Origin of the sequence: Streptomyces sp. NPDC019443 (assembly GCF_044389785.1) — a bacterium.
Taxonomy (GTDB): Bacteria; Actinomycetota; Actinomycetes; order Streptomycetales; family Streptomycetaceae; genus Streptomyces.
This window is the reverse complement of record NZ_JBIRYJ010000002.1, coordinates 122,231-144,004: the sequence shown is the minus strand read 5'-3', so window position 1 is coordinate 144,004 and position 21,774 is coordinate 122,231. Positions and strand designations below refer to the sequence as shown.

The 21,774-nt window shown below is 68.5% G+C and carries 21 protein-coding genes and 1 pseudogene; 6 read left to right on the top strand and 16 right to left on the bottom strand.

The features are described from left to right. Positions 1-8: 8 nt before the first annotated feature. Entirely contained in the window at positions 9-953 is a 945-nt protein-coding gene (locus ACH492_RS06810; protein ID WP_398983582.1) for a LysR substrate-binding domain-containing protein, read from the bottom strand. Between the two features lie 129 nt (positions 954-1,082). Here ACH492_RS06810 and ACH492_RS06805 point away from each other — a divergent pair, with 129 nt between their 5' ends. The 3 genes from ACH492_RS06805 (at position 1,083) to ACH492_RS06795 (ending at position 2,966) form a co-directional block, all read left to right on the top strand. Continuing rightward, a complete protein-coding gene (locus tag ACH492_RS06805; protein WP_398983580.1) occupies positions 1,083-1,637 on the top strand; it encodes a peroxiredoxin in 555 nt (184 codons plus the stop codon). Positions 1,638-1,643: 6 nt separating this feature from the next. After that, on the top strand, positions 1,644-2,177 hold the full coding sequence (locus ACH492_RS06800; RefSeq protein WP_398983578.1) for an alkyl hydroperoxide reductase: 534 nt from the start codon (positions 1,644-1,646) through the stop codon (positions 2,175-2,177). Positions 2,178-2,324: 147 nt separating this feature from the next. Beyond that, complete coding sequence (locus tag ACH492_RS06795) at positions 2,325-2,966, top strand: Uma2 family endonuclease (protein ID WP_398983576.1); 642 nt, start codon at positions 2,325-2,327, stop codon at positions 2,964-2,966. Between the two features lie 7 nt (positions 2,967-2,973). Here the strand turns inward: ACH492_RS06795 and ACH492_RS06790 are convergent, their stop codons facing one another. From ACH492_RS06790 to ACH492_RS06775, 4 genes are all read right to left on the bottom strand, one after another. Next, entirely contained in the window at positions 2,974-4,302 is a 1,329-nt protein-coding gene (locus ACH492_RS06790; RefSeq protein ID WP_398983574.1) for an AI-2E family transporter, read from the bottom strand. 118 nt (positions 4,303-4,420) lie between these two features. Beyond that, on the bottom strand, positions 4,421-5,131 hold the full coding sequence (locus ACH492_RS06785) for a transglycosylase SLT domain-containing protein (RefSeq protein WP_398983572.1): 711 nt from the start codon (positions 5,129-5,131) through the stop codon (positions 4,421-4,423). Between the two features lie 374 nt (positions 5,132-5,505). Further along, a complete protein-coding gene (locus tag ACH492_RS06780; RefSeq protein ID WP_307661384.1) occupies positions 5,506-6,828 on the bottom strand; it encodes a PhoH family protein in 1,323 nt (440 codons plus the stop codon). 320 nt (positions 6,829-7,148) lie between these two features. Beyond that, entirely contained in the window at positions 7,149-7,910 is a 762-nt protein-coding gene (locus ACH492_RS06775) for an isoprenyl transferase (RefSeq protein WP_307661385.1), read from the bottom strand. A 106-nt stretch (positions 7,911-8,016) separates the two neighbouring features. On the opposite strand from ACH492_RS06775, the gene mgrA reads away from it, so the two are divergent. Further along, positions 8,017-9,054 (top strand): L-glyceraldehyde 3-phosphate reductase, encoded by a 1,038-nt coding sequence (gene mgrA, locus ACH492_RS06770; RefSeq protein WP_398983570.1) that lies wholly within the window; start codon positions 8,017-8,019, stop codon positions 9,052-9,054. 267 nt (positions 9,055-9,321) lie between these two features. Here the strand turns inward: mgrA and ACH492_RS06765 are convergent, their stop codons facing one another. Next, positions 9,322-9,675, bottom strand: coding sequence for a winged helix-turn-helix transcriptional regulator (locus ACH492_RS06765; protein WP_398983568.1), 354 nt, complete (start codon positions 9,673-9,675; stop codon positions 9,322-9,324). A gap of 120 nt (positions 9,676-9,795) precedes the next feature. Between ACH492_RS06765 and ACH492_RS06760 the strand changes: the two are divergent. Then, a pseudogene (locus ACH492_RS06760) lies at positions 9,796-9,972 on the top strand (winged helix DNA-binding domain-containing protein); the annotation flags it as partial. Here ACH492_RS06760 and ACH492_RS06755 read toward each other — a convergent pair. From ACH492_RS06755 to ACH492_RS06735, 5 genes are all read right to left on the bottom strand, one after another. After that, complete coding sequence (locus tag ACH492_RS06755) at positions 9,950-11,503, bottom strand: DUF2079 domain-containing protein (RefSeq protein WP_398983566.1); 1,554 nt, start codon at positions 11,501-11,503, stop codon at positions 9,950-9,952. The pseudogene ACH492_RS06760 and the gene ACH492_RS06755 overlap by 23 nt on opposite strands. 434 nt (positions 11,504-11,937) lie before the next feature. Continuing rightward, the gene (locus ACH492_RS06750) at positions 11,938-12,816 is read right to left on the bottom strand and encodes a hypothetical protein (RefSeq protein WP_398983564.1); all 879 of its coding nucleotides are present in this window, start codon (positions 12,814-12,816) and stop codon (positions 11,938-11,940) included. Next, positions 12,813-13,769, bottom strand: a complete 957-nt coding sequence (locus tag ACH492_RS06745) for a hypothetical protein (RefSeq protein WP_398983562.1) — start codon at positions 13,767-13,769, stop codon at positions 12,813-12,815. Before ACH492_RS06745 ends, ACH492_RS06750 begins: the two co-directional genes overlap by 4 nt. Then, positions 13,766-14,617 carry a hypothetical protein gene (locus ACH492_RS06740; RefSeq protein WP_398983561.1) on the bottom strand — a complete coding sequence of 284 codons (852 nt, stop codon included), beginning with the start codon at positions 14,615-14,617 and terminating at the stop codon, positions 13,766-13,768. The genes ACH492_RS06745 and ACH492_RS06740 overlap by 4 nt, the downstream gene beginning before the upstream one ends. 489 nt (positions 14,618-15,106) lie before the next feature. Beyond that, complete coding sequence (locus ACH492_RS06735; RefSeq protein WP_398983559.1) at positions 15,107-15,916, bottom strand: prepilin peptidase; 810 nt, start codon at positions 15,914-15,916, stop codon at positions 15,107-15,109. Between the two features lie 113 nt (positions 15,917-16,029). Here ACH492_RS06735 and ACH492_RS06730 point away from each other — a divergent pair, with 113 nt between their 5' ends. Then, positions 16,030-16,416, top strand: a complete 387-nt coding sequence (locus ACH492_RS06730) for a DUF192 domain-containing protein (protein WP_398983557.1) — start codon at positions 16,030-16,032, stop codon at positions 16,414-16,416. A 181-nt stretch (positions 16,417-16,597) separates the two neighbouring features. On the opposite strand, the gene ACH492_RS06725 is transcribed toward ACH492_RS06730, so the two are convergent. The 5 genes from ACH492_RS06725 to ACH492_RS06705 all read right to left on the bottom strand — a co-directional run bounded on the left by ACH492_RS06725 (position 16,598) and on the right by ACH492_RS06705 (position 21,768). After that, on the bottom strand, positions 16,598-17,356 hold the full coding sequence (locus tag ACH492_RS06725) for a hypothetical protein (RefSeq protein ID WP_398983555.1): 759 nt from the start codon (positions 17,354-17,356) through the stop codon (positions 16,598-16,600). A 117-nt stretch (positions 17,357-17,473) separates the two neighbouring features. Then, the gene (locus ACH492_RS06720) at positions 17,474-17,992 is read right to left on the bottom strand and encodes a hypothetical protein (RefSeq protein WP_398983553.1); all 519 of its coding nucleotides are present in this window, start codon (positions 17,990-17,992) and stop codon (positions 17,474-17,476) included. Positions 17,993-17,995: 3 nt separating this feature from the next. Further along, positions 17,996-19,624: a Hint domain-containing protein gene (locus tag ACH492_RS06715; protein WP_398983551.1), complete on the bottom strand. Its 1,629-nt coding sequence runs from the start codon at positions 19,622-19,624 to the stop codon at positions 17,996-17,998. Positions 19,625-19,762: 138 nt separating this feature from the next. Then, positions 19,763-20,899: a hypothetical protein gene (locus ACH492_RS06710; protein ID WP_398983549.1), complete on the bottom strand. Its 1,137-nt coding sequence runs from the start codon at positions 20,897-20,899 to the stop codon at positions 19,763-19,765. Between the two features lie 224 nt (positions 20,900-21,123). After that, entirely contained in the window at positions 21,124-21,768 is a 645-nt protein-coding gene (locus tag ACH492_RS06705) for an OmpA family protein (protein ID WP_398983548.1), read from the bottom strand. Positions 21,769-21,774: the final 6 nt, after the last annotated feature.

Below are 21,774 nucleotides of genomic sequence, written 5' to 3'. Positions count from 1 at the left end.
GCCGTCGGTCAGCGCACCACTCGTACCGGCAGCGCTCGCATCGCGTCCCGCAGTGCCTGTGCGAACTCCTCGAACTCGCCCTGACGTGCAGCACCCGCGCGCATCGCCAGGGCGACCCGGCGAGCGGGGGCCGGCTCGGCGAAGTACCCGGTCTGCAGCCGCCCGCCCCGGCCGGTCTCCACCTCGACCGCGGTACGCGGCAGCAGCGTCACGCCGAGCCCGCCCGCGACCAGCTGCACCAGGGTCGACAGACCGGCGGCGGTGGTGGTCACCGGGGCGCCTTCGGTACGGCCCGCCTCCCGGCAGATGTCCAGTGCCTGGTCACGCAGGCAGTGGCCCTCGTCGAGCAGCAGCAGGTGCAGCTCGCGCAGTGCCTCGCGCGGGATGTCCTGGCGGCCGCCCAGCCAGTGGTCGTCGGGCGTGACCAGGACGAAGTCCTCGTCGAAGAGCGGCAGCTCGGTGACGCCCGGCACTCCGAGCGGCACGGCGAGCAGCAGCAGATCAAGACGCCCGCCTGCCAGCCCGTCCAGCAGCGACGACGTCTGCTCCTCGTGGACCTGGAGGTCGAGATCGGGGTACGTGTCGTGCACCAGCCGCAGCACGGTCGGCAGCAGATACGGCGCGACGGTCGGGATCACGCCCAGCCGGAGGACCCCGGTGAAGGGAGCCCGTACCGCATCGGCCTCCTCCAGCAGCCCGCCGACCGCGTCCAGCACCGCCCTGGCCCGCACCGCGAGCCGCTCGCCGGCCGGGGAGAGCAGCACCTTACGGGTCGTACGCTCCAGGAGCTGGACACCGAGTGTCTCCTCCAGCGCCGATACGGCACCGGAGAGCGCGGGCTGACTCATCCCGATTGCGGTCGCCGCGTCCCGGAAGTGCAGATGCTCTGCGACGGCGGCGAAGGCGCGCAGCTGAGCGAGACTGGGCTGTTTACCCCTGTTTGACTGGGACACTGATAAGTACCTCCGATCACGATGACCGAGTCTAGCTATTTCCGTGATCAATGCACTCTGTGCCACTATCAAGATCCGTCCAACCCCCGGAAGACCCCAAAAGGGACTTCCTATATGCAAGGAGAGCGCGTGCTCACTGTCGGTGACCAGTTCCCCACGTTCGAACTGACCGCCTGCGTCTCGATGGAGAGTGGCAAGGAGTTCGCGGAGATCACCCACAAGTCCTACGAGGGCAAGTGGAAGGTCGTCTTCGCGTGGCCCAAGGACTTCACCTTCGTCTGCCCCACCGAGATAGCGGCGTTCGGCAAGCTGAACGAAGAGTTCGCCGACCGTGACGCCCAGATCCTCGGTTTCTCGGGCGACTCCGAGTTCGTCCACCACGCCTGGCGCAAGGACCACGCCGACCTGCGTGACCTGCCCTTCCCGATGCTGGCCGACTCCAAGCACGAGCTGATGCGCGACCTCGGCATCGAGGGCGAGGACGGCTTCGCGCAGCGCGCCGTCTTCATCGTCGACCCGAACAACGAGATCCAGTTCACCATGGTGACCGCCGGCTCCGTCGGCCGTAACCCCAAGGAGGTCCTGCGGGTGCTCGACGCCCTGCAGACCGACGAGCTGTGCCCGTGCAACTGGAACAAGGGCGAGAGCACCCTGGACGCGGTCGCGCTCCTGTCGGGCGAGTGATCCGGAATGTCTCTCGATGAACTCAAGTCCGCGGTACCGGACTTCGCCAAGGACCTGAAGCTGAACCTCGGTTCGGTGATCGGCAACAGCGAGCTGCCGCAGCAGCAGCTCTGGGGCACCGTCCTGGCCTGCGCGATCGCCTCGCGCTCGCCGAAGGTGCTGCGCGAGCTGGAGCCCGAGGCCAAGGCCAACCTCTCACCCGAGGCGTACACCGCCGCCAAGTCGGCCGCCGCCGTCATGGCGATGAACAACGTCTTCTACCGGACCCGGCACCTGCTGTCGGACCCGGAGTACGGGACGCTGCGCGCTGGTCTGCGGATGAACGTCATCGGCAACCCGGGCGTGGAGAAGGCCGACTTCGAGCTGTGGTCGCTCGCCGTCTCCGCCATCAACGGCTGCGGCCAGTGCCTCGACTCGCACGAGCAGGTGCTCCGCAAGGCCGGCGTGGACCGCGAGACGATCCAGGAGGCCTTCAAAATCGCCGCGGTGATCCAGGCGGTGGGCACGACGCTGGACGCGGAAGCGGCGCTGGCCGAGTAGTCCGCGTACGTACGTGAAGGGCCCCGCTGACCTCCTGGCCAACGGGGCCCTTCGTTCACTCGTACGGGCGGATGGTCGCGCACCGGACACACTGCGGCGGACCGGCCTACGATGATGCTCTCGGCACCAGCCCATGGGAGGGACGAGATGTCCGCAGCACCTGTCGAGTACACCTGCCCGGAGCCGCCGGAGCAGCGGCGTCGGCTGACGTTGCTTGAGCAGGCGGACCGGCTCACGGATCAGCTTCCTGGGTATCGCGTCGAGATCCTCGGCGGCGTCCTCACCGTGACCCCACCCCCTGACCTCGCTCACGCCAGGGCATTGGCCCGTCTCAGGCGGCCCTTCGCGGCCGCCGGACTGGACGGCGGCGAGACTGAGGTCCTGGAAGGCGTCGGCCTGTGGCTGCCGGACGGCCCCGAGGACTTCGCCGTACCGGACCTCTGTGTGATCGACGCGGACGCCGAGGAACACCTGGTCGAGCACAATTGCTACGACCCCGCGGTCTTCCGCCTCGTCCTCGAGGTGACCTCGGGCAACCACCGCAACGACCTACAGTCCAAGGTCGTCGCCTACGGCAACGCGAACGTCCCGGTCTATGTGATCGTCGATCGCAAGCACAAGCGCCTGCACGTCCTGACCGAGCCCATGGAGAACGGCTACGCCACCCACCGCCTCCACGCCCCGGGCGAGCAGGTCACTCTGCCCGACTCGATCGGTGCCGCCGTCACCCTCGATGTCGAGGCGCTACTCAGCGCCGCTGAGCCGCAGGCCGGGAAGCCCCAGTCCTGAACGCCGATCACGCGCCCTCCTCCGCAGACACTGCGGACGGCGCCGGAGTAGGCGCGACCTCGACCGCCGGCGCCCCGGCGGGCGGCGTACTCCGCAGGGCAGCCTGCTCCTTGCCGTACGCGCGCAGATAGCCGACGACCGTATTGGTCACCGCCACCAGCGGCACCGCCACCACCGCGCCGCCGATCCCTGCGGTCAGCCCGCCCGCCGCGACAGCCAGCACGACGGCGAGGGGATGCACCCGTACCGCGCGGCCCAGGATGAAGGGCTGCAGCACATGGCCCTCGAGCTGCTGTACGGCCAGGACGACGATCAGCACCATCAGAGCGGTGAACACGCCCTGCGTGACCAGCGCGACGACGACCGCGAGCGCGCCCGAGACGACCGCGCCGACCAGCGGGATGAAGGCGAACAGGAAAATGAAGACGGCGAGCGGCACGGCCATCGGAACATCGAGGAAGTAGATGCCGAGGCCGATGAAGATCGCGTCGATGAGAGCCACTATCACCGTGCCGCGCACATAGGCCGTCAGCGTGCGCCAGGCACGCGGCCCGGCTCCGGCGACTCCCTCACGCGCCTGCGCCGGGACCAGCTTGAGCACCCACTCCCAGATGCGCTTCCCGTCGTACAGCAGGAAGAGCGTGGAGAACATCGCCAGCAGAATCCCGGTGAGTATCTCGACCATCACCGTCACGCCCTGCAGACCGGCCGAGGTGATCTCCTCGGTGTTGGTCCCGATGGTGTCGCTGAGGTTCTTCGCTATGTCGTTGATCTGGGACTCGGTGACATGGAAGGGGCTGTCGAGCAACCAGCGCTTGAGCTCCTCGATACCGTCCCTGACCCGGTCGGAGAGATTGTCGAGGTTGTCCATGACCTGCCAGACCACGAACCAGCCGACCAGGCCCATGATGACGAAGCCGGCGATCGCGGTGACCGCGGTGGCGAGCCCGCGCGGCAGGCCGAGGTTCTTCAAACGGGCCACGGTGGGCTGAAGCATTGCGGTGACGAGCAGAGCGGCTACGAAGGCGAGGACCACCAGCTGTACGGCGCTGATGATGCGCATCAACACCCAGAGCGTGCCTGCCAGTACGAGCAGCCGCCAGCCGGCCTCGGCCGCGACGCGGATGCCCCAGGGGATCGCGACGACCGGGTCGGGCCTGGCCGCGATCGTGGGCGCGTACGCGGGCGGCGGCGGGACGCTGTCCCGGGCTGGCATGACGTCATCGGGCACATCGGACAACTCGTCCGCCGCGGCCTCACGGCGCTCGTCCAGGCGTTCCGAGATCCGGGTCAGACCGGCGCCCAGCCCGGCGAGCCACCCTGGCAGTGTCGACATGATGCTTCCTCTTCCCCCTACCACTCCCCCCGGGAGCTTCCCGGGACCGACCGTACACGCACGGAGCCCCCCACCGTAGGACGGTGAGGGGCTCCGCGAAGTTGAGTGCCGGCGGATCCTAGTACCAGTGGTTGGCCTGCCAGAACGACCACGCGCCACAGGGGCTGTCGTAGCGGCTGTTCATGTAGTTGAGGCCCCACTTGATCTGGGTGGCCGGGTTGGTCTGCCAGTCGTCGCCGGCCGAGGCCATCTTCGAGCCCGGCAGTGCCTGGACGAGACCGTACGCGCCTGAAGACGGGTTCTGCGCGCGGTAGTTCCAGGTGGACTCGTGGTCCACGATGTTGCTGAAGCACTGGAACTGGTCCGCGGGGACCATCTGTCGTGCGATCGCCTTGACCTCGGCGACGGTGTAGGAGCTCTGCGCGGAGAAGCTCGAAGCGTCGCGCACCGCGTCACGGTTGGCGCGCGCTTCCGCGGCCTCCCGCTCGCGCTCGGCCTCCTCCTCGGCGGCTTCCTTCTTCGCCTTGGCGGTCTTGGCAGCCTGGATGCGGGCGGCTTCCTCGGCAGACTTCTTCGCGGCCGCGTCGGCCGCAGCGGCCTGTGCGTCGGCCTGCTGCGTCAGGGACGAGACCTGAACCTGGGCCTGCTGGCCCACGGGTATGTCTGCGAGGAGCGTTCCGTCGGCTGCCGCTGCCTCGAGGTTGTCCCCCGAGGGCTGGGTATTGCCCGACGCAACGCCCACTACGGCGCCGACGGTGGTGACCGCGGTGGCAGATGCCACTGCGAATCCCCGGACCGAGATCCGGCTCACACGGTGTCCTTCCAGCATCGCCCGCATAGGTGACCTCGCGGGCGCAATCGTGCCCCTGACGCTGGCCTCCCCATTTCCTGGGTCACGGGAGGCGCGGGCCCGGTGGGCAACTCCCTTGCGGGAGCAGCCGCATGATGCTCGCGGGCGGCATACGACGGCAGGTCTTGAGTTGTGTGGTGCTGTGCACCTCTGGTGGTGCGGGTGTGCCGTATGCGGGGCCTGACGGAAGCAAGACTCTGCCGGAAGCAGACACCGCAAGGCAATTCTTCGTTGCGTGTGAAAGCTCACACCCTGTTTGGGCCAGGAGTTTTACGGAAAACGGCGGACAGCAAGACGCCGCCCGGCTACGCTCTTGCGCTCCTGCCGGGCGGCGTCAACTGCCTTATTCCGTACTAGATGTGGCCTTCCTCCAGCATTTCGGTCACGAGCGCCGCGATCTGCGAGCGCTCGGAGCGGGTGAGGGTGACATGCGCGAAAAGCGGATGGCCCTTCAACTTCTCGACAACGGCGACGACTCCGTCATATCGGCCGACGCGCAGATTGTCCCGCTGTGCCACGTCATGAGTAAGAACGACCCGGGAATTCGCCCCGATTCGGGACAGAACAGTCAACAGGACGTTCCGTTCGAGGGACTGGGCCTCGTCGACGATGACGAACGCGTCATGCAGCGAGCGGCCCCGGATGTGGGTGAGCGGCAGGACCTCGAGCATGCCGCGCCCCAGCACCTCCTCGATCACTTCACGGCCCGCCACGGCCGAGAGAGTGTCGAAGACCGCCTGTGCCCAGGGGCTCATCTTCTCGGCCTCGGTGCCGGGCAGATAGCCGAGCTCCTGCCCGCCCACCGCGTACAGCGGCCGGAAGACCATCACCTTCTGATGCTGCCTGCGCTCCAGGACCGCCTCGAGGCCTGCGCACAGCGCCAGCGCCGACTTTCCCGTGCCGGCCCGGCCGCCGAGCGAGACGATCCCGACGTCCGGGTCGAGGAGCAGATCGAGGGCGATGCGCTGCTCGGCGCTGCGGCCGTGGATGCCGAAGGCCTCCCGGTCGCCGCGCACCAGCTGGACATTGCCCTCGGCCGTGATCCTGCCCAGCGCCTTGCCGCGCTCGGACTGCAGGACGAGACCGGTGTGGACGGGAAGGTCGGTCGCCTCGGGAACGTACAGCGTCTCCTCTCCGTACAGCAGATCCACCTGTTCGGCGGAGAGGGGCAGTTCGGCCATACCGGTCCAGCCGGAGTCGGTGATGGCCAGCTCGGCCCGGTACTCCTCGGCCAGCAGGCCGACGGACGAGGCCTTGATACGGAGGGGCAGATCCTTGGAGACGACCGTGACGTCGTACCCCTCGGCCTGCAGATTGCGCGCTACCGCCAAAATCCGTGAGTCGTTGTCCCCCAATCGGAAGCCGGCCGGAAGGACGCCGGGATCGGAGTGGTTGAGCTCGACACGGAGCGTGCCGCCGAGGTCGCCCATGGGGATGGGGGCGTCGAGGCGTCCGTACCGGATCCGGAAATCGTCCAGCAGGCGCAGCGCCTGCCGGGCGAAGTAACCGAGCTCCGGGTGGTGCCTCTTGGCCTCCAGCTCCGTGATCACCACGATCGGGAGCACGACTTCGTGCTCGTCGAAGCGGGTCAGGGCATTCGGGTCGGCCAGCAGGACGCTGGTGTCGAGAACGTAGGTGCGCCTGTCGGGCATGCGGCGCTTTGTGCTGTTCACCACGGAAGGACGTACCCCCTCGGATGAGGTCGGGGTGCGACGGCGTCGCGGGCGATGGGACCGGGCTCCGGCCACGATGCACGGGCCGAGCTCCGGCCCGGCCCGTAGTCCGCACCAGAGGTGCGGTCCTTCGTGTGCAAAGGGCCTCCCGGGTGAACGGTCTGGGCCGCTCACTGAGATACGACGTTCGTGGATCGGACGTCGACCTGGAAGGGATATTCCCTCGAACATGCGCAGCCATGCCATGGCATATGACGACGCGTAGATGAACAGAGGGTGATTGCCTCTGCTGGGGGCCTACGGAAGGGAGGGACTGCGGTGCCTCAATTGCCGTAGCGGCGGTGGCGTGCGGCGTAGTCGCGCAGCGCGCGGAGGAAGTCGACCTTGCGGAAGGCCGGCCAGAAAACTTCGCAGAAGTAGTACTCCGAGTGGGCGCTCTGCCAGAGCATGAAACCGGACAGGCGCTGCTCACCGCTGGTGCGGATGACCAGGTCGGGGTCGGGCTGGCCACGGGTGTAGAGGTGCTCGGAGATGTGTTCGACGTCGACGATCTCGGCGAGCTCCTCGAAACTCGTGCCCTTGTCGGCGTGCTCCAGGAGGAGGGAGCGCACGGCGTCCGCGATCTCCTGGCGGCCGCCGTAGCCCACGGCGACATTCACGAGTATGCCGTCCCGTCCTACGGTCGTCTGCTCGGCTTCCTTCAGTACGGACTGGGTGCGGTCGGGCAGCAGGTCCAGCGTGCCGACGTGGTGCACACGCCAGCGGCCGTCGGCGGCGAGGTCGCGGACCGCGTTCTCGATGATGCCGAGGAGCGGGATGAGCTCCTCCTCGGGGCGGTCCAGGTTGTCCGTGGACAGCAGCCAGAGGGTGACGACCTCGACATCGGTCTCGGCGCACCAGCCGAGGAGCTCCTGGATCTTGCTCGCGCCGGCCTTGTGCCCCTGCTCGGCCGTGCCGCCCGACGCCTTGGCCCAGCGCCGGTTGCCATCGAGGATGACGCCGATGTGCTTGGGCACCTGGGCGTGGTCGAGTCGGCCTTCCACCCGGCGTGCGTAGAGCCCGTACACCAGGTCGCGCAGGTTCACTGTTCTTGTACCCTCCGTGCGGCAGTCCCCGAAGCCGCCACATTACTGCGCACGGGCCACAGCGGCCCAACCCGGCCTGTCACAAGTCCGTGATAGGGAGGGATGCGTGACTGATTCCTCCCCCTACCAAGCCGCCGCGAGCCGCTACGAGTCGATGGAGTACCGGCGTACCGGCCGCTCCGGGCTCAAGCTCCCCGCCCTTTCGCTCGGCCTCTGGCACAACTTCGGCGACGACCGCACGCTCGACTCGCAGCGCGCGATCCTGCGCCGCGCTTTTGACCTGGGCGTGACGAACTTCGACCTGGCAAACAACTACGGCCCGCCGCCCGGTTCGGCCGAGCTGAATTTCGGCAAGATCTTTGCGCAGGACTTCACGCCGTACCGCGACGAAATGGCCATTTCGACCAAAGCGGGCTATCTCATGCACCCCGGCCCCTACGGCGAGTGGGGCTCGCGGAAGTATCTGCTGTCCTCGCTCGACGCGTCCCTGAAGCGGATGGGGCTGGACTACGTCGACATCTTCTACTCCCACCGCTTCGACGCGAACACTCCGCTCGAGGAGACGATGGGCGCGCTGGCCTCCGCCGTGCAGCAGGGCAAGGCGCTGTACGTGGGTGTGTCGTCGTACAACGCGGAGCAGACCGCCGAGGCGGCCGGGCTGCTGAAGGAGATGGGCGTCCCGGCCCTCATCCACCAGCCCTCTTACTCGATGATCAACCGCTGGATCGAGGACGACGGACTGCTCGACACGCTGGAGAGCGCCGGCATGGGCTGCATCTCCTTCGTGCCGCTCGCGCAGGGCCTGCTCACCGGCAAGTACCTCAAGGGCATCCCGGAGGGTTCGCGGGCCACACAGGGCAAGTCCCTGGACCCGGGCCTGCTCTCCGACGAGGTCGTACGGCGGCTGAACGGGCTGAACGACATCGCCGCCCGGCGCGGCCAGTCGCTCGCCCAGCTGGCCATCTCCTGGGTGCTGCGGGACCCGCGGATGACCTCCGCGCTGATCGGCGCCTCCAGCGTGCAGCAGCTTGAGGAGAACGTCGCGGCGCTGGCCGGACAGCCGCTGAGCGCCGACGAGTTGAAGGAGATCGACGCCTTCGCCGTGGACACCGAGGGCACCAACATCTGGGCCGGGCGGAGCTGACACAAGGCCGGAGAAGAGAAAACGGGCCGGTCCGTGGGGGGGATACGGACCGGCCCGAGGGGGGGTTTCCACCATAACCCTTCGCATGTGGTGCTGACTGCCACGCCATGCCGTAACTACGCTCCGAATGCGGCAGACGGCGGGGCGGCCGGTGACCCGGGGCGGAAAGTGCCTGGTGCCGGCCTCGCGGCGGCTCGGAGCCGTACCCCCCAAGGGTGACCCCCGGGCGCGGGCGCCGGATTGACGCAGTGCCGTTCCGACAACTCGTCAGGCCACCGGTTCCTTGGTCTTGTTGGCGACAATCCGCTCCATGAAGATGTCGCCCCACTCGCCGAGCGGCAGCAGAGCGGTGTTGAGCGCCTGTCCGAGTTCGGTGAGGGAGTACTCCACGCGTGGCGGCACCTCCCGGTACACCTCGCGGTGCACGATGCCGTCCGACTCCAGCTCGCGCAGTTGCTGGATGAGCATCTTCTCGCTGACGCCGCTCACATGGCGCTTCAGCTCCCCGAAGCGGTACGTCCCGTCGTGCAGCACCCAGAGAATGAGCGGCTTCCACTTCCCGCCGACGACGTCCACGGCGGCGTCGAGACCGCAGGTGTAGGAAGGCTTGACCTTGGCCACCGCAACTCCTCCGATGCGTCCAACACTTACCTTTTCGCCAGTACGTCACTCTACGGGAGTCACAATGAGGACAAGAACTGTCCTAGATGAATCCTGCAGTCGTTCGCATGACGACGCGCAGTGTGGCACCAGCGGCGCTCCGGACGGCGGATCGCGGTGACGGTGGAGCAGATCGGGAAGACACTCGGCGCCGCGCGGCGCCGGGAGCTCGAAGAGCAGGTGGAGCGGGTCGGGGAAGTCCTCGAAGGGCCGGCCGAGTTGACGGCGGGGAAGGTCACGGTCGGGGCGCATACCTGAGGCGCAGCAGGGTGACGCCGTCGCGCTGGGCGATGCGCTCGTAGCCGTACTTCCGCTGCGCGGCCTCCAGTTCGGCCGCCTGCTGCGCGGGCGGGTAGGGCCAGTGGCCCGTCTTGTACGGCCAGGCCTCGGGCGCCTTACTGTCATGGATGATCCACTCGGCGGTGGGGCGGGGCAGCTGCTTCCTGTCGTACTCATAGAGCCGCGCGTCGACGGGGAAGGCCGGGAAGAGGACGACCTCGCAGCGCGAGGTGAGCTGCGGAGCGAGGCGGTTGGAGGCGGCGACGGTCGCGCCGTCGGGGATCCTGTCGAGCAGCGAGCGGGCCGCCTCGATGTGTGGCGTCGTGCGCCAGGTGGCGCGCTGGGCCAGCTGGGCCAGCGGGAACGACGGCGCCATGACGGCGGTGACGGCCAGGACGGTGGCGAGCGAGGCGCGGATCTGGCGGGTGGCCAGCGGATGGTCACAGTCCCGCCACTGTCGCAGGGAGTCGATGAGGCCGGCGAAGACGATCGGCATCAGTACGGCGCTGTAGTGGAAGGAGGTGCCCCAGTGGAAGCCGTTCTGCGACAGCATGCGCCAGGCGAGCGTGGGCAGGGCCAGGAGCGCGAGCGGCGAGCGCAGGGCGAGCAACGCGGACGGGGCGAAGACCAGGATCATGGTCATGGCCTTGATGTCGGGGCGCAGCGCGTCGAGCGGGGCGAAGGCGAGGGTGCTGAGCAGGGAGCTGTGCGCGCCCTCGGCGAGGAGGCCGCCGTGTGCGTACCCGCCCGCGGAATTGAAGGCGGGCAGCAGCAGCTTGATCTCGACGGCCGATGCGAGCAGACCGGCCACCGCGGTGACGACGCCGAGGCGTCGCGGGCCCTTCCAGGCGATGTAGCAGCCGAGGGCGGCGAGGGTCAGCCCGAGGTCCTCCTTGACCAGGACCAGTGGGGCGGCCCAGGCGACGGCCGGCCCCCAGCGCCGCCGGCCCATCGCCTCCAGGGCGAAGGCGAGCAGCGGAACGGCGAGCGCGACCTCGTGGAAGTCGAAGGCGGCGGCCGATGCGATGCCCCAGCTCAGTCCGTAGCCGAGGGCGACGACATGCGCGGAGCGCCGGCCGAGCACCCGCAGGGCCCAGCGTACGAGCGGCACGGCGGCGAGGGCGAGGAGCGCGGACTGGGCGACAAGAAGACAGACGGGGGACGGCCAGACGCGGTAGAGGGGGGCGAGGACGGCGAGCGCGGGGTGGAAGTGGTCGCCGAGCAGATTGAACTGCTCGCCGCGCAACGGGACGACGGGCGGACGCAGTTGGGAGTAGGAGCGGACGGCCTGGTCGAAGATGCCGAGGTCGTAGCCGGTGGTGCGGAGCAGCGTATGACGGCGTACGGAGACGGTGGCGTAGAGCAGAAAGAACGCCGCCGCCCAGCTCCAGGGGAGCAGGGCGGCGGGGAAGCGGGCAGTGGGGCGGGATCCGGGCTCCGGAGAGGGGACGGGAACGAGAGAGCGCAGCAGTCCACGCCGAGTCGCCGCATTGTCAGAAAATGTCCGCATGCGTCCAGATGCTAGACGGGCAGCCCGTACTGGACGGGCTTGACCGCCCCGATGTCGCCGAGGGCCTGCTGGGCGAATCTCACGCTGCGGCGAGGCTGTAGGTGCCAGATCTCAGAGTCCCCCGGCAGGCGTCTGGTCTGCTGCGGAGCGGACTGTCTCGCCCGTTGTCCCCGATGTCCCCGATGTCCCCGTTGGTTCGTCTGAGTCTTGTGTCCCCTGGCGGCACCGGGGCCGACGGCCGGCTTCGTGGGCTTTGCATGCCGTCCTGGGCTGGACAGGCCCTGCCCTCCCGCACAACCTGCGTCACCGAGCATCCTCTGACCGCCCGTCGCGTTCTGCAGACGGCGGACAGGATTGAAGATCAAGACGCGCAGTGGCGGCAGAACGGGCCGGACCTGAGCCCGGTGGGCGGTGGCCCGGCCCTCTCTGCGAGGTCAGCTCAGCAGCTGGTTCTGCAGCACGACGGTCTGGTGGAAGGGGACCGCGTGGGCCTTGTCCTTCCGGGACTGGACGATCACGGCGAGGGTGTCGCCCGCGACGACATAGGCCTGGCGGGTCTCTTGCGCGCCTGCGGGCGGGTTCTCCACGTAGACGTACGTCGCGGTCGGCAGGACGTTGCCCGAGGTGTCCCAGTCGGGGTCGAGCTTGAACTCGGCCGTGCCGGCCAGCGCGGCTCCGGGCTTCGCGCCGGTACGGATCTCGTCGTCATTGAACGAGTCCGCGGAGGCGGCCGAGTCGAACTGGAGTAGATACACCCGGGAAGCCGTGCCGTCGGGCATGGTCCAGCCGCGGGCCGCGATGTGCCGCACCGCGTAGTCCTTGAGCGCGAGCTCAAGCTCGGCCCGCTTCCCCTCCTCGTATTCGGCGGTGAACTGCTTCGCCGTCACCCATCCGCCGTTGAGCTTCTTGTCGACGGTCGCCGTCGCCGGCGCGGGCAGCAGGAGTTTCCGCTCGTCGGCGTAATGGATCTCTTCCCTGTTCCCTTCGGTGAAGGGACGCGGGGTGTCCTTCGGGAGCGCGGGCAGCGACAGCTTGGGATAGTCCCAGCGGCCGTCGCTCTCGGTGGCGAGTCCCGGGACGTCCGTGCGCTCCATCGACGTGATGCCCACGGCGGTCCCTGCGCCGAGGCCGCCGCAGACGAGCACCGCGACGGTCCAGCGGGCCACTGCCCGCAGGACCCGGCGGTCGCGTACGGGAACGGGGGCTGCGGGGGCGGCAGCGGGGGCTTCCGGGCCGACGGGCTCTGCGGGCTCGGCGGGTGGCGCCACCGGCATCGGGGGCACGGGTGCCGTTTCCGTGGTCGGCTCGGTCATACGTACTCCCCAGGAGACGCGATGTGGTCGAGCTGCTTCTTCACCAGCTCGGCGACGGCGGACTTGTCGAACGGCTTGGTGCCGTAGGCGGTGACGCTCACGAACAGCTCGGAGTCGTATGCCGAGCAGGCCATCGCCTCCAGGTCGGACTTGTCCTTGTCCTCCCCGTCCGTGTTGCCCTGAGGCAAGAGGAAGCAGGCGGACTTCTTGTGATCCTTGATCTTCGGGCCCTTGCGGAACTCGAGCAGTTCGGCCAGCTCCGTCCTGAGCTCGAACAGATCGTGGATCCGCTTCTTGTCCTTCATCTGCGTGATCTGCACCTCGATGACGAGGTCGTTCGCGTCCGAGGCGAACGAGCGCAGGGCGATGCCCTTGACGCCCAGCTTGTCGATCCGCTTCTCGAAGTCGCGGCGCTTCTTGCCGGACAGACCGCGGCCTCCCTCCTTGATGAGGGCGACGGCCTCCTTGTCCCCGATCTCGCCGTCGTTTCCGTACGAGTCGATGTCCGGGCCGAGGCGGTAGCCGAGCGGCACCGGCAGCAGCAGCTTGCTGAGTGGCGTCGCTGCCCGGCCGCGCCCGGCGTTGCTCGCCGGGTCCTTGGCCGGGTCGTCATCGGCCGGGCCCCATGTGGTGGTCGGGGCGGTGCGGTCGGCGCGGTCGACGGTGAGCCCGGTGTAGGTGAGTCCGCCGGCGACGGCGCCGAGGACGAGCACGGAGGGAAGCACGGTGGCGAGGAGGCGGCGCACGCGCGTGGGCTTGAGTACTTGTGCGACCTCGGGCTCCGCGACGGGCTGGGCCTCCGGCTCCGGTACGGGCAGCGGGGCATCGGCTTCCGCAACTGGCCGGGCGTCAGCTGCCGCGACCGGCCGGGCCTGGGGCTCCGGCACGGACTGGGCCTCGGGCTCCGCGACCGGCTCGGCGAGCTGGTCCTGGGGTGTCCGGTCCTCGTTCACAGGCGCTCCAGCTGTCGCTCGGCCAGGGTGCGGATGTCGCTTTTGCTGATGCGCTTGGTGTCGAAGATGTTGATGTCGACCATGATGTCGCCGCGCTGGAAGATGGCACGGGCCCGGTAAAGCGGCAGATACCCCGCCTTCTCATGGACCTTGTAGAGGTAGTACCGCCCGTTCCCGCTGCCCTTCAGCGCGTCGCCCTCGTTGCCCGCGCCGTCCTCGGCCTCCGGCATGTAGTCGTGCTGGCCCTCTGCGTGGTCCCTGGCGCCCTCGCCCGAGCGGAACTGGACGAGCCTGATGTTCGTCTTCTTGAACTCGCCCTGCTGCCAGGCGACCGCAGCGACCCGGCGGATGTCCGACTCCACGAGAGTCTCGAACATGTAGGCCTCGCTCTCGAAGACGAGGACGTAGCTCGCCGTATCCACCCAGCCGGCGTCTCCCGACCACATGTCGGTCTTGCGGGCACCCGACGGCTTGGCGAGCAGCAGCCTGCGCAGATCGCCGTCCGTCTTGACCTTGCGGTCCTCGCCGGCGGACAGCGGCGCCGGGCGCTTGTTCTCCGGGAGCGGCTTCGCCGGGTACGCCACATCCGCCCGGCTCAGCGCGGGCAGCGGCGTGGGCTCGCGGTCGGCCTGCACTCCGTAGCCGACGGCCGTACCGCCGACGAGGCCGATGACGGCGGCAGCGGCGACGATCAGCGCGGTGCGGCCGCGGCGGCGGGCGGGTCGGCTCACGGGCTCGCCCTCGGCTACCGGCTCCGGGGCCGGGGCCGCTGTCGGCACCGGCAACGCCGCGAGCTCCTGCGCGGGCTGCGGCACGGGCTCCAGCGCCTGTGTGTCCTGCGTTTCCAAAGGGTCCCCCCACGAGACCTGAGGCGCGGATTCCGTTATCCGCGCACAGAACTGACACGCGGGGGGCGGGTGGGGTTGTGGCGCGGCGCATTACAGTTCCGCATAGGGCGAAGAAGCTCGTGATCAAGGTGACCGCCAGGGCCGACGCCCCCGAACGCTGAAGCTCCGGGCCAGTCGCCACCGGATCTGCCATCGTCCCGGTATGCGGCGCGGACCATGGGGCTGACGTCCACCACTGGCGGGACATCGCCGTCCCGCAGGATCGGCAGGTCAGGGATGTGCCTGCACATCTTGCGCGACACATCGGCGGTGAGGAGGAACGGCTGCGCGAAGAAGCCCGTCACCTCGCGGGCAAATTCCGCATAGAGCAGTCGTGTCAGCTCGAGCCGCGACTCGTAGATCGCAGAGCAGGGGAACTCCGGCACACCTGCACGTCCAACTTCCCTGTCCCCTGAGCCAGACAGGGGCCACAACACATGGAAGGGGACATCAGAAACCAGACACCGCAAGGCCGCCGAGCAGCAGTCCCGCAAGCGACCCCACGATCATGAAAGGCCCGAACGGGATCGCGGTCCTGCGGCCGGCGCGACGCAGGACGATGAGCCCGAGCCCATAGACCGAGCCGAGCAGAAAGCCGGCGAAGGCACCGGTGAAGAGCACCGCCCAGCCGTACCAACCGAGGACGACGCCCAGCGAGAGGGCGAGTTTGACGTCGCCGAAGCCCATGCCGTTGGGGTGGATGAGGAAGAGCAAGAAGTAGGCGGCGCCGAGGACGAGTCCGCCGAGCAGCGCCGCGGGCCAGGAGCCCGCGTCACCGGGGAGCAGCGCGGCGAGCCCGAGGAGCGTGGCGGCCGCGGCGGCGAGCGGGAGGGTCAGCTGGTCGGGCAGCCGGTGGACGTTGCGGTCGACGAGGGCGAGCAGTACGGCGAAGGGCGTGAGGAGCAGCCAGACGGCGAGCTCGGGGCGCGGCCCGGTGGCGGCGGCGAGGGCGGCGCAGCTGAGGGCGGTGACGAGGGGGACGAGGGGGACGGGACGCGGTGTGGGCGCTTCGGTGTCGCGGGGTGCCGCGGTCCGGGCCGTCTTCCGGGCCGTCTTGCGGACCGGAACGGCCGCGGCGCAGTCCGCACAACGCGCGCCGCCCAGCCAGCCCCGCGCGGGCCCCGTGAACGCGTGCCCGGCGGGGCAGCTCTCGCGCCACGCCTCCTCAGGCTCGACGGAGAGCCGGTACACGGCGCGCGGGACGAGCAGCCCGGCGGCGGCGCCCCACAGGGCAGCGGCGGCGATCAACGTGGCGTACACGCAGCGAGCGTAAGCGGTGCCTGGGGCACGGTCATGGGCCCGGGGGCCCACGTTCGGGGCACCAGGGGCCCAGAACCGTAGCGGCCGGCCAACTACCGCTACCGTCTTCGTCCATGAGGAAATGGCGCAATGGGGTGGGCACGATGACCGTCCCGGGACAGGTCGACGCCGCGGACACGGACACGGCAGTGAAGGTGGAAATCGCCGCGTCGTACAAGGCGAGGCGGCGCGGCCTGCTGGGGCGGGACGGGATCGACGGCGCGATCATGCTCACGCCGTGCAATAGCGTTCACACCTTCCGGATGCGGTTCACCATCGACGTGGCCTATCTGGACAAGGAGTTGAAGGTCGTGGACGTGCGGACGATGGAGCCGGGGCGGCTCGGGATGGTCCGCTTCCGGGGGCGTCATGTGCTGGAGGCGGAAGCCGGCGCCATGGCGGAGTGGGGGCTGCGGCCAGGTGTCCGGGTGGCGATCGAGGCTGCGTCGCACGCGGATTAGTACTGCAAACCGGACTCGCCCTTCGGGCTCCGTCGGCGACTCCGCGGTGTCCGGCCAAGGGACGCGAACCGCCTGGTCGGCGCCGCGCCGACGGAGCACTACGCCCCGTCACGCAAGGGCGGGTGTCCGACCTATCCCGACCTGCGGCGATTCCCGGAATGTGGTTGCAGTATCAGCGGCCTCAGGGAAGCTTCCCCGACTGCTTCCGGATGAGCTCAGACGGGACCTCGGGCGTCGTCTCGTCGATGAAGTTGGCCGTGTAGAACGTGACGAGGCTCGCTCCCCGTCGTACGACATAGAACACGAGCGGCACCTTGTCACCTTCGACCGCGCCCGTCACCTGGTAGGCGATCGACTCGTCGCCGGCCTTCGGGGTGGGGAGCTTCTTCGCCTCGGAGTAGGTCGACACCCCGTCCCCGCCGTGAGTGGTGAATCCACCGGCGCAGGCGTCCACGGCAGTTCGTAGGGACGTGATGACCTGCTGTGCTCCCCCGTCCGCGTGGGAGGTGAGAATCAAGGTGACCACGGTCTGGGTCTCCTCGCCCTCCTCTGTCGAGTCGACCGCCGTGCGGTACAAGGTGGCGGCGGCAGCGGGCTCGGGCGCTCCGTTGATCACGGCGGCGAGCGGCTCACAGGCAGGCTTGTCCGACTTTTCCGTGCCGGGTCCCTCGCCGCCCTGCATCGGGGTGACGTCGAAGCCTGCCACTTCTCCGCTGACCAGCGCCGCCTTCGTCAGTTCGGCCTTGGTCAGGGTCTTGCCGCTGCTCGGCTTCTCGGGGACGGGCGGCGCGGTGGACTCGGACGGCGGCGAGGCGTCCGTCGCGGGGTCGGACGGGGCCGCGGACGTCTTGGCGGGCTTGCCCTCGCTCATGCCCTTGTCGTCGCCCTCGCAGGCGGTAGCCGTTCCGATCGCGAGCGCGGCGGCGGCAACGGCCGTCACGACGCGCCGCGTTTTACTCCGGGTCCCCGTGCTCATCCCGTTCCCATCTGATCGTGTTTATGCGTCGCACGCTAGCAACGGTGCTCCCGGCGGCGCATGGGTCCACGGGCCCATTCCTCACGCGCCGTTCGGCGCGCCCGGAACCAGCGTTTCCCGCACGGTGTCACTGCCGTACTCCTCCACCCAGCGGGCCTCGTCCGCCCTGTTGCCCATGCGGATGCCGAACGTCCACGCCGGGTCGAGGAAGAGGGTGTGTCCGCCCTCGAAGTCGAGTGCGAGGCCGATGGTGGTTCCGGCGTCTCCCCCGTACCCGCGCAGTTCCGTGCAGGTCAGCTGGTCCCGTCCGTCGCCGAACAGCTGCTCGCCGCACGAGGCCAGGACGACCTCGTCCTCCGCCTCGGCGAGCAGGTCGACATCGGTCCACCCGGCGGCCGTGACCGGGCGGGCGGCCAAGTGGCCGAACTGCCCTTCGGACGCGAGCCGAATCAGGCCCTGGTCCAGGCGCAGCCAGAGGACCAGTGGCTGCGGGCGGAATTCAGGGAGGTCGTCGTCCCGGTCGATCCACCCCGGGACGAGGACGTCACGGACACGGCGCCCCGTGAGCATCTCAGCGACCTGCCGCGCCACGCTGCTCATGGGTCAGCCCTTCTTCTTCGGCACCTTTTTGGTGATCTCGATCCCGGTGTCCATGCCCTCGCCGGACTTGAGGGCGGTCCAGAAGTCACCGTTCTCCCTCAGGACGACCGTCACACCCTTGCCACGATAGATCAGGCCCTCCGGCTCGCCCTTCTTCAGCGTGCCCTTGCCTACGAGTTCGAACGTGCCGTCCTTGATCGCCTTCGCGATGTCCTCCCGGAACCGCGGGCCGTCCTCCTTGAGCTTCTTGTACTTGGTGCCCAGCGCGTCCTCGACGAGCTTCTTGTGCCGCAGGAAGTGGTCCTTGAACTTCTTGGCGTCCCCTTCACCGACATCCGGGTTCCGCGCCGCCTCGACCTCACCGTCCGACATGTCGCAGTCGTTGTTGTGCACGAGGGCATTGGCCCCGCCCACGCCGACGAAGTAGGTGTGCACTCCTTCGACGGCGAGGTCGTGCGTCGTCTGCCGCTGCACATAGTGGCGGGCGGTCAGGACCTGCAGGCTGCTGCCGATGTCCGTACGCAGTCGCGCGCCGGGCCGGATGTCGCCGGCGTCCGCCCAGCGGCGCTCGTCGGTGAGCCAGAAGGGGTGCGTGTCCGTGGCCGTGACGAGCGCCGTACCGGACGGAGTCCGCACCGTCAGCCGGGTGAACTCCTTGTCGTCGTACGTCGTGAAGGTCCGCGTGACCTGTCGCCCGCCGGCCACCCCTGTCCCAGGGTCGGCCGCCTCCACCCGCATACCGGCGCGTACGGTCTCGATCGGGACCCGGCGCCCGTCGGCGAGGAGGACGAGCGTGCCCGGCAGGAAGCTGTGCCGGGCGGGGCAGGTCGTCGGCTTGTCGTCCGGTTTCTTCTCATCCGGTTTCTTCTGGTTGGGGTCGTACTTCTTCTTCGCGTCCTCGAGCGCCTTCTCGGCGTCCTTGACTTTCTTGCGGTTCTTGATCAGCCCTTTGAGGCCGTCGTACAGGTCGCCGCCGTGCTTCTTGAGCTTCTTGACGAGCTCCACGGCCTTCTTCCACTTCCACGGCGCCCCGTACTTCGCGGCCAGCTTGCCGACCGCGCCACCGACCAGACTCAGCAGCACATTGACGAGCGTTTCGGTGCACGCCCCCATGTCGCCCTTGATGACACAGTCGAGGGCGTCCGTGATGCCGAGCTCATCGGCCAGGATCTTCGCCAGCTCCTTGGCTGCCTCGATCGCCTTGTCCCGGTCCGCCTTTTCCGCGTCCTGCGCATCCTGAAGGCCCTTCAGGGCTTTCTCGTACGCGATCTGTTCCGGTGACTTCGGCGTGCCCGTGTTGTCGTTGACCGGCTTGTCGCCGCCGGGATCGTCGTCACCGGTCGTCCGGTCGTCCTGCGCCTCGGGCTGCCCGCCTCCGCCGCATTCGCCCCCGCCGGTGATGCGGCAGACCTGGTTGCTGATCCCCTCCGCCAGCGTCGGCCCGATGCCGGTACCCACGAGAGCGCCGACGATCGCCGCCACGACGACCACCAGGCCGACGTACTCGATCGCGGTCTGGCCCCGATCGCGCCGGCGGCGCTTGCGCAGTCCGAGCAACCGCGCATCGGTCCGCGGAGTGAGGGCCCGCAGTAGCCGGCGGCCCCCTCGGCGTACATCCCCCAGAACAGACATGACGCCACGCTAGGTGTGGACGGGGCACCCGTCATGGGCCCCTGGGCCCAACACCGGGCTCAACTCCTCACGACAGCGGGCCTCTCACTGCTGTGATGACCGACCCGGCCGGCCCAGCAGCATGCCGTCCGCGAGCAGTTACTGCAGGTGCCTGCGGTGCGCGACGATCGTCCACCCGCCGAGGCTCAGCAGCAGGAGTGTCCCGATACCGATCCCGGTGAAACCGATCGTCTGCATTGTCAGGCTTTCACCACCTGGCCGAACCGCTTCCTTGTCTGCGTCCGAGATGCCGAACCCGGCCTTGACCGGATCCCCGTCGTACTCCGGTCCCGGCCGCTCATCACCCTCGACAGACACGCTCAGCCTCATGGGCACGCTCTGTGCGACTTGGCGGTCAAGGGTGAGCTGCACGTAGTACCAGCCGGAGAAGCGCAGGGCGCTCACCGCCTCGGGCTTTGCCCCGAATCGATTGGAGAAGGACGCAGGGGCCGTACCGAGTTCGAGTACCGACGGCTTGCCGGAATACTGGGTCTGCTCACTGTCCGCCAACCCTCGGGCCGTGTTGTAGAGCGCCATCCTGACGCCGTCGACAACAACGGGCTGCTGGTCAGTGCCGGAATTGGCCATCTCCGCGTCGACGAAGAGTTGCTGCCCCCAGCCGACAGGAACCTTGTAGAAGCGGCTCTCGCCAGGGCGGATCTCGTCCTTCCAGGCCCCCTCACCCACTGGTGCTGCATCGTTGAAGCCCGTGCCCCCAATCACGGGCTTCGCCAACGTCTTCGGCGGCACCGGAGCCTTCGAGCTCCACTTCGTCGGGGCCGTCGGCGCCACCGCATCAGACTTGAGGCCCGGCTCTGACATGTACTTCAGCTCAATCGGCCACGCCTTCGAGCCGGAGTTGGCCGAACCGGTCCGCGCCACCGTGTACAGGTATTCTCCTGCTCTCTGGCACGGCCCGTTCGCTTGGATGCGGCGGGTGCCGTACCCCGCAAGCGGACGGGCAGTGTTGCTTGCGAACACGACGGTGTCGCCGGAACTGCATTCCGTGCCGTCCAGGGACGCCAATGAAACGCGGATTCCGTCCATGAGTCCGACCTTGGTCGCAGGGGGTGGCGCGAGCACCGTCGAGACGAAGGCATTGGATTTCGCGTCGAGTCTCACCCTGTAGTACTTCTTGTCCCCCGCGGCGATGGTATCTGTGTACGTACCCGCAACCAGCACTGGCCCGCCGGTGTTGGTTGCTGCGCCATGGACGGGACTCGCGTCCTTGCCCATTCTGTACCTGGGGACGTCGCCGGATGGGTCCTGGGAGGCCGCCCCCGCGACGCCCGGAACCAGCATGAGTACGCACACGGCCTTCATGGCGACGACACCGGCTCCGCTCCTTGCCATCGCTCAACTCCTCCGACTTGACGGCGGGGGTTCCGCCCCCTGTCTCCACAATGAAGAGAGCGGCCCGCAGTCTTCCACGGCCATTCCGTCAGGACCAGGACCGACTCTCAGTTGCCGGCTCCGCGCGGGAAGGAAATCTCGACTCGGCGGTTCTTCTTACGGCCCTCTTCAGTGCTGTTGCTGGCGATGGGGTAATCCTCGCTGTATCCACGGATCTCGAACGTCACACCCGGATCCAGAGTCGTGGCCAATTGCTTCTGCACGGCTTCGGCTCGTTGCTTGGAAAGTTTCGAACCGTGTTCGTACGAGCCAAGGTTGTCGGTGAAGCCGAAGACGCGGACGCGCTTCGCACCCTGCTTGTTGATCTCCGCGGCGATCGCCGCGATGCGGGCGTTGGCCCGAGCATTGAGAGTCGCGCTGTCCTTACCGAAGAGGACCTCGGCCTGGAGGGCGAAGGTCACATCCACGTTCGTGTCCTCGCGGCGCTCTTCACCGCCCTCGTCCTCGACGATCTGCTTGATGTCAAGGACCTTGGGCGGGGCCAGAGTCGCACCGTCCGGAAGCATGAGACCAGGCGCGTTCGGGTCGACCTCCACTGGTGGAGAAGCACTGGTCGTGGAGCCGGGGGGATCGTCGGCGAAGGCGGTGCCCGCAGTCACGCCTGTGAGCACGGATGCGCCGATGACGGCAGTAGCGAAGGCCGCCATGCAGTGGTGGCGGGCGAGCTTTTTGGGGAAGCGGGTCGTCGTCATGGCGGC

What these genes read in the sequence shown, in the direction of transcription:
- ACH492_RS06800 (WP_398983578.1), top strand. Translation starts at nt 1,644, where the DNA reads ATGTCTCTCGATGAACTCAAGTCCGCGGTACCGGACTTCGCCAAGGAC.
- ACH492_RS06795 (WP_398983576.1), top strand. Translation starts at nt 2,325, where the DNA reads ATGTCCGCAGCACCTGTCGAGTACACCTGCCCGGAGCCGCCGGAGCAG.
- ACH492_RS06790 (WP_398983574.1), bottom strand. Translation starts at nt 4,302, where the DNA reads ATGTCGACACTGCCAGGGTGGCTCGCCGGGCTGGGCGCCGGTCTGACC.
- ACH492_RS06785 (WP_398983572.1), bottom strand. Translation starts at nt 5,131, where the DNA reads ATGCTGGAAGGACACCGTGTGAGCCGGATCTCGGTCCGGGGATTCGCA.
- ACH492_RS06755 (WP_398983566.1), bottom strand. Translation starts at nt 11,503, where the DNA reads ATGCGGACATTTTCTGACAATGCGGCGACTCGGCGTGGACTGCTGCGC.
- ACH492_RS06750 (WP_398983564.1), bottom strand. Translation starts at nt 12,816, where the DNA reads ATGACCGAGCCGACCACGGAAACGGCACCCGTGCCCCCGATGCCGGTG.
- ACH492_RS06730 (WP_398983557.1), top strand. Translation starts at nt 16,030, where the DNA reads ATGAGGAAATGGCGCAATGGGGTGGGCACGATGACCGTCCCGGGACAG.
- ACH492_RS06720 (WP_398983553.1), bottom strand. Translation starts at nt 17,992, where the DNA reads ATGAGCAGCGTGGCGCGGCAGGTCGCTGAGATGCTCACGGGGCGCCGT.
- ACH492_RS06715 (WP_398983551.1), bottom strand. Translation starts at nt 19,624, where the DNA reads ATGTCTGTTCTGGGGGATGTACGCCGAGGGGGCCGCCGGCTACTGCGG.
- ACH492_RS06710 (WP_398983549.1), bottom strand. Translation starts at nt 20,899, where the DNA reads ATGGGCAAGGACGCGAGTCCCGTCCATGGCGCAGCAACCAACACCGGC.
- ACH492_RS06705 (WP_398983548.1), bottom strand. Translation starts at nt 21,768, where the DNA reads ATGACGACGACCCGCTTCCCCAAAAAGCTCGCCCGCCACCACTGCATG.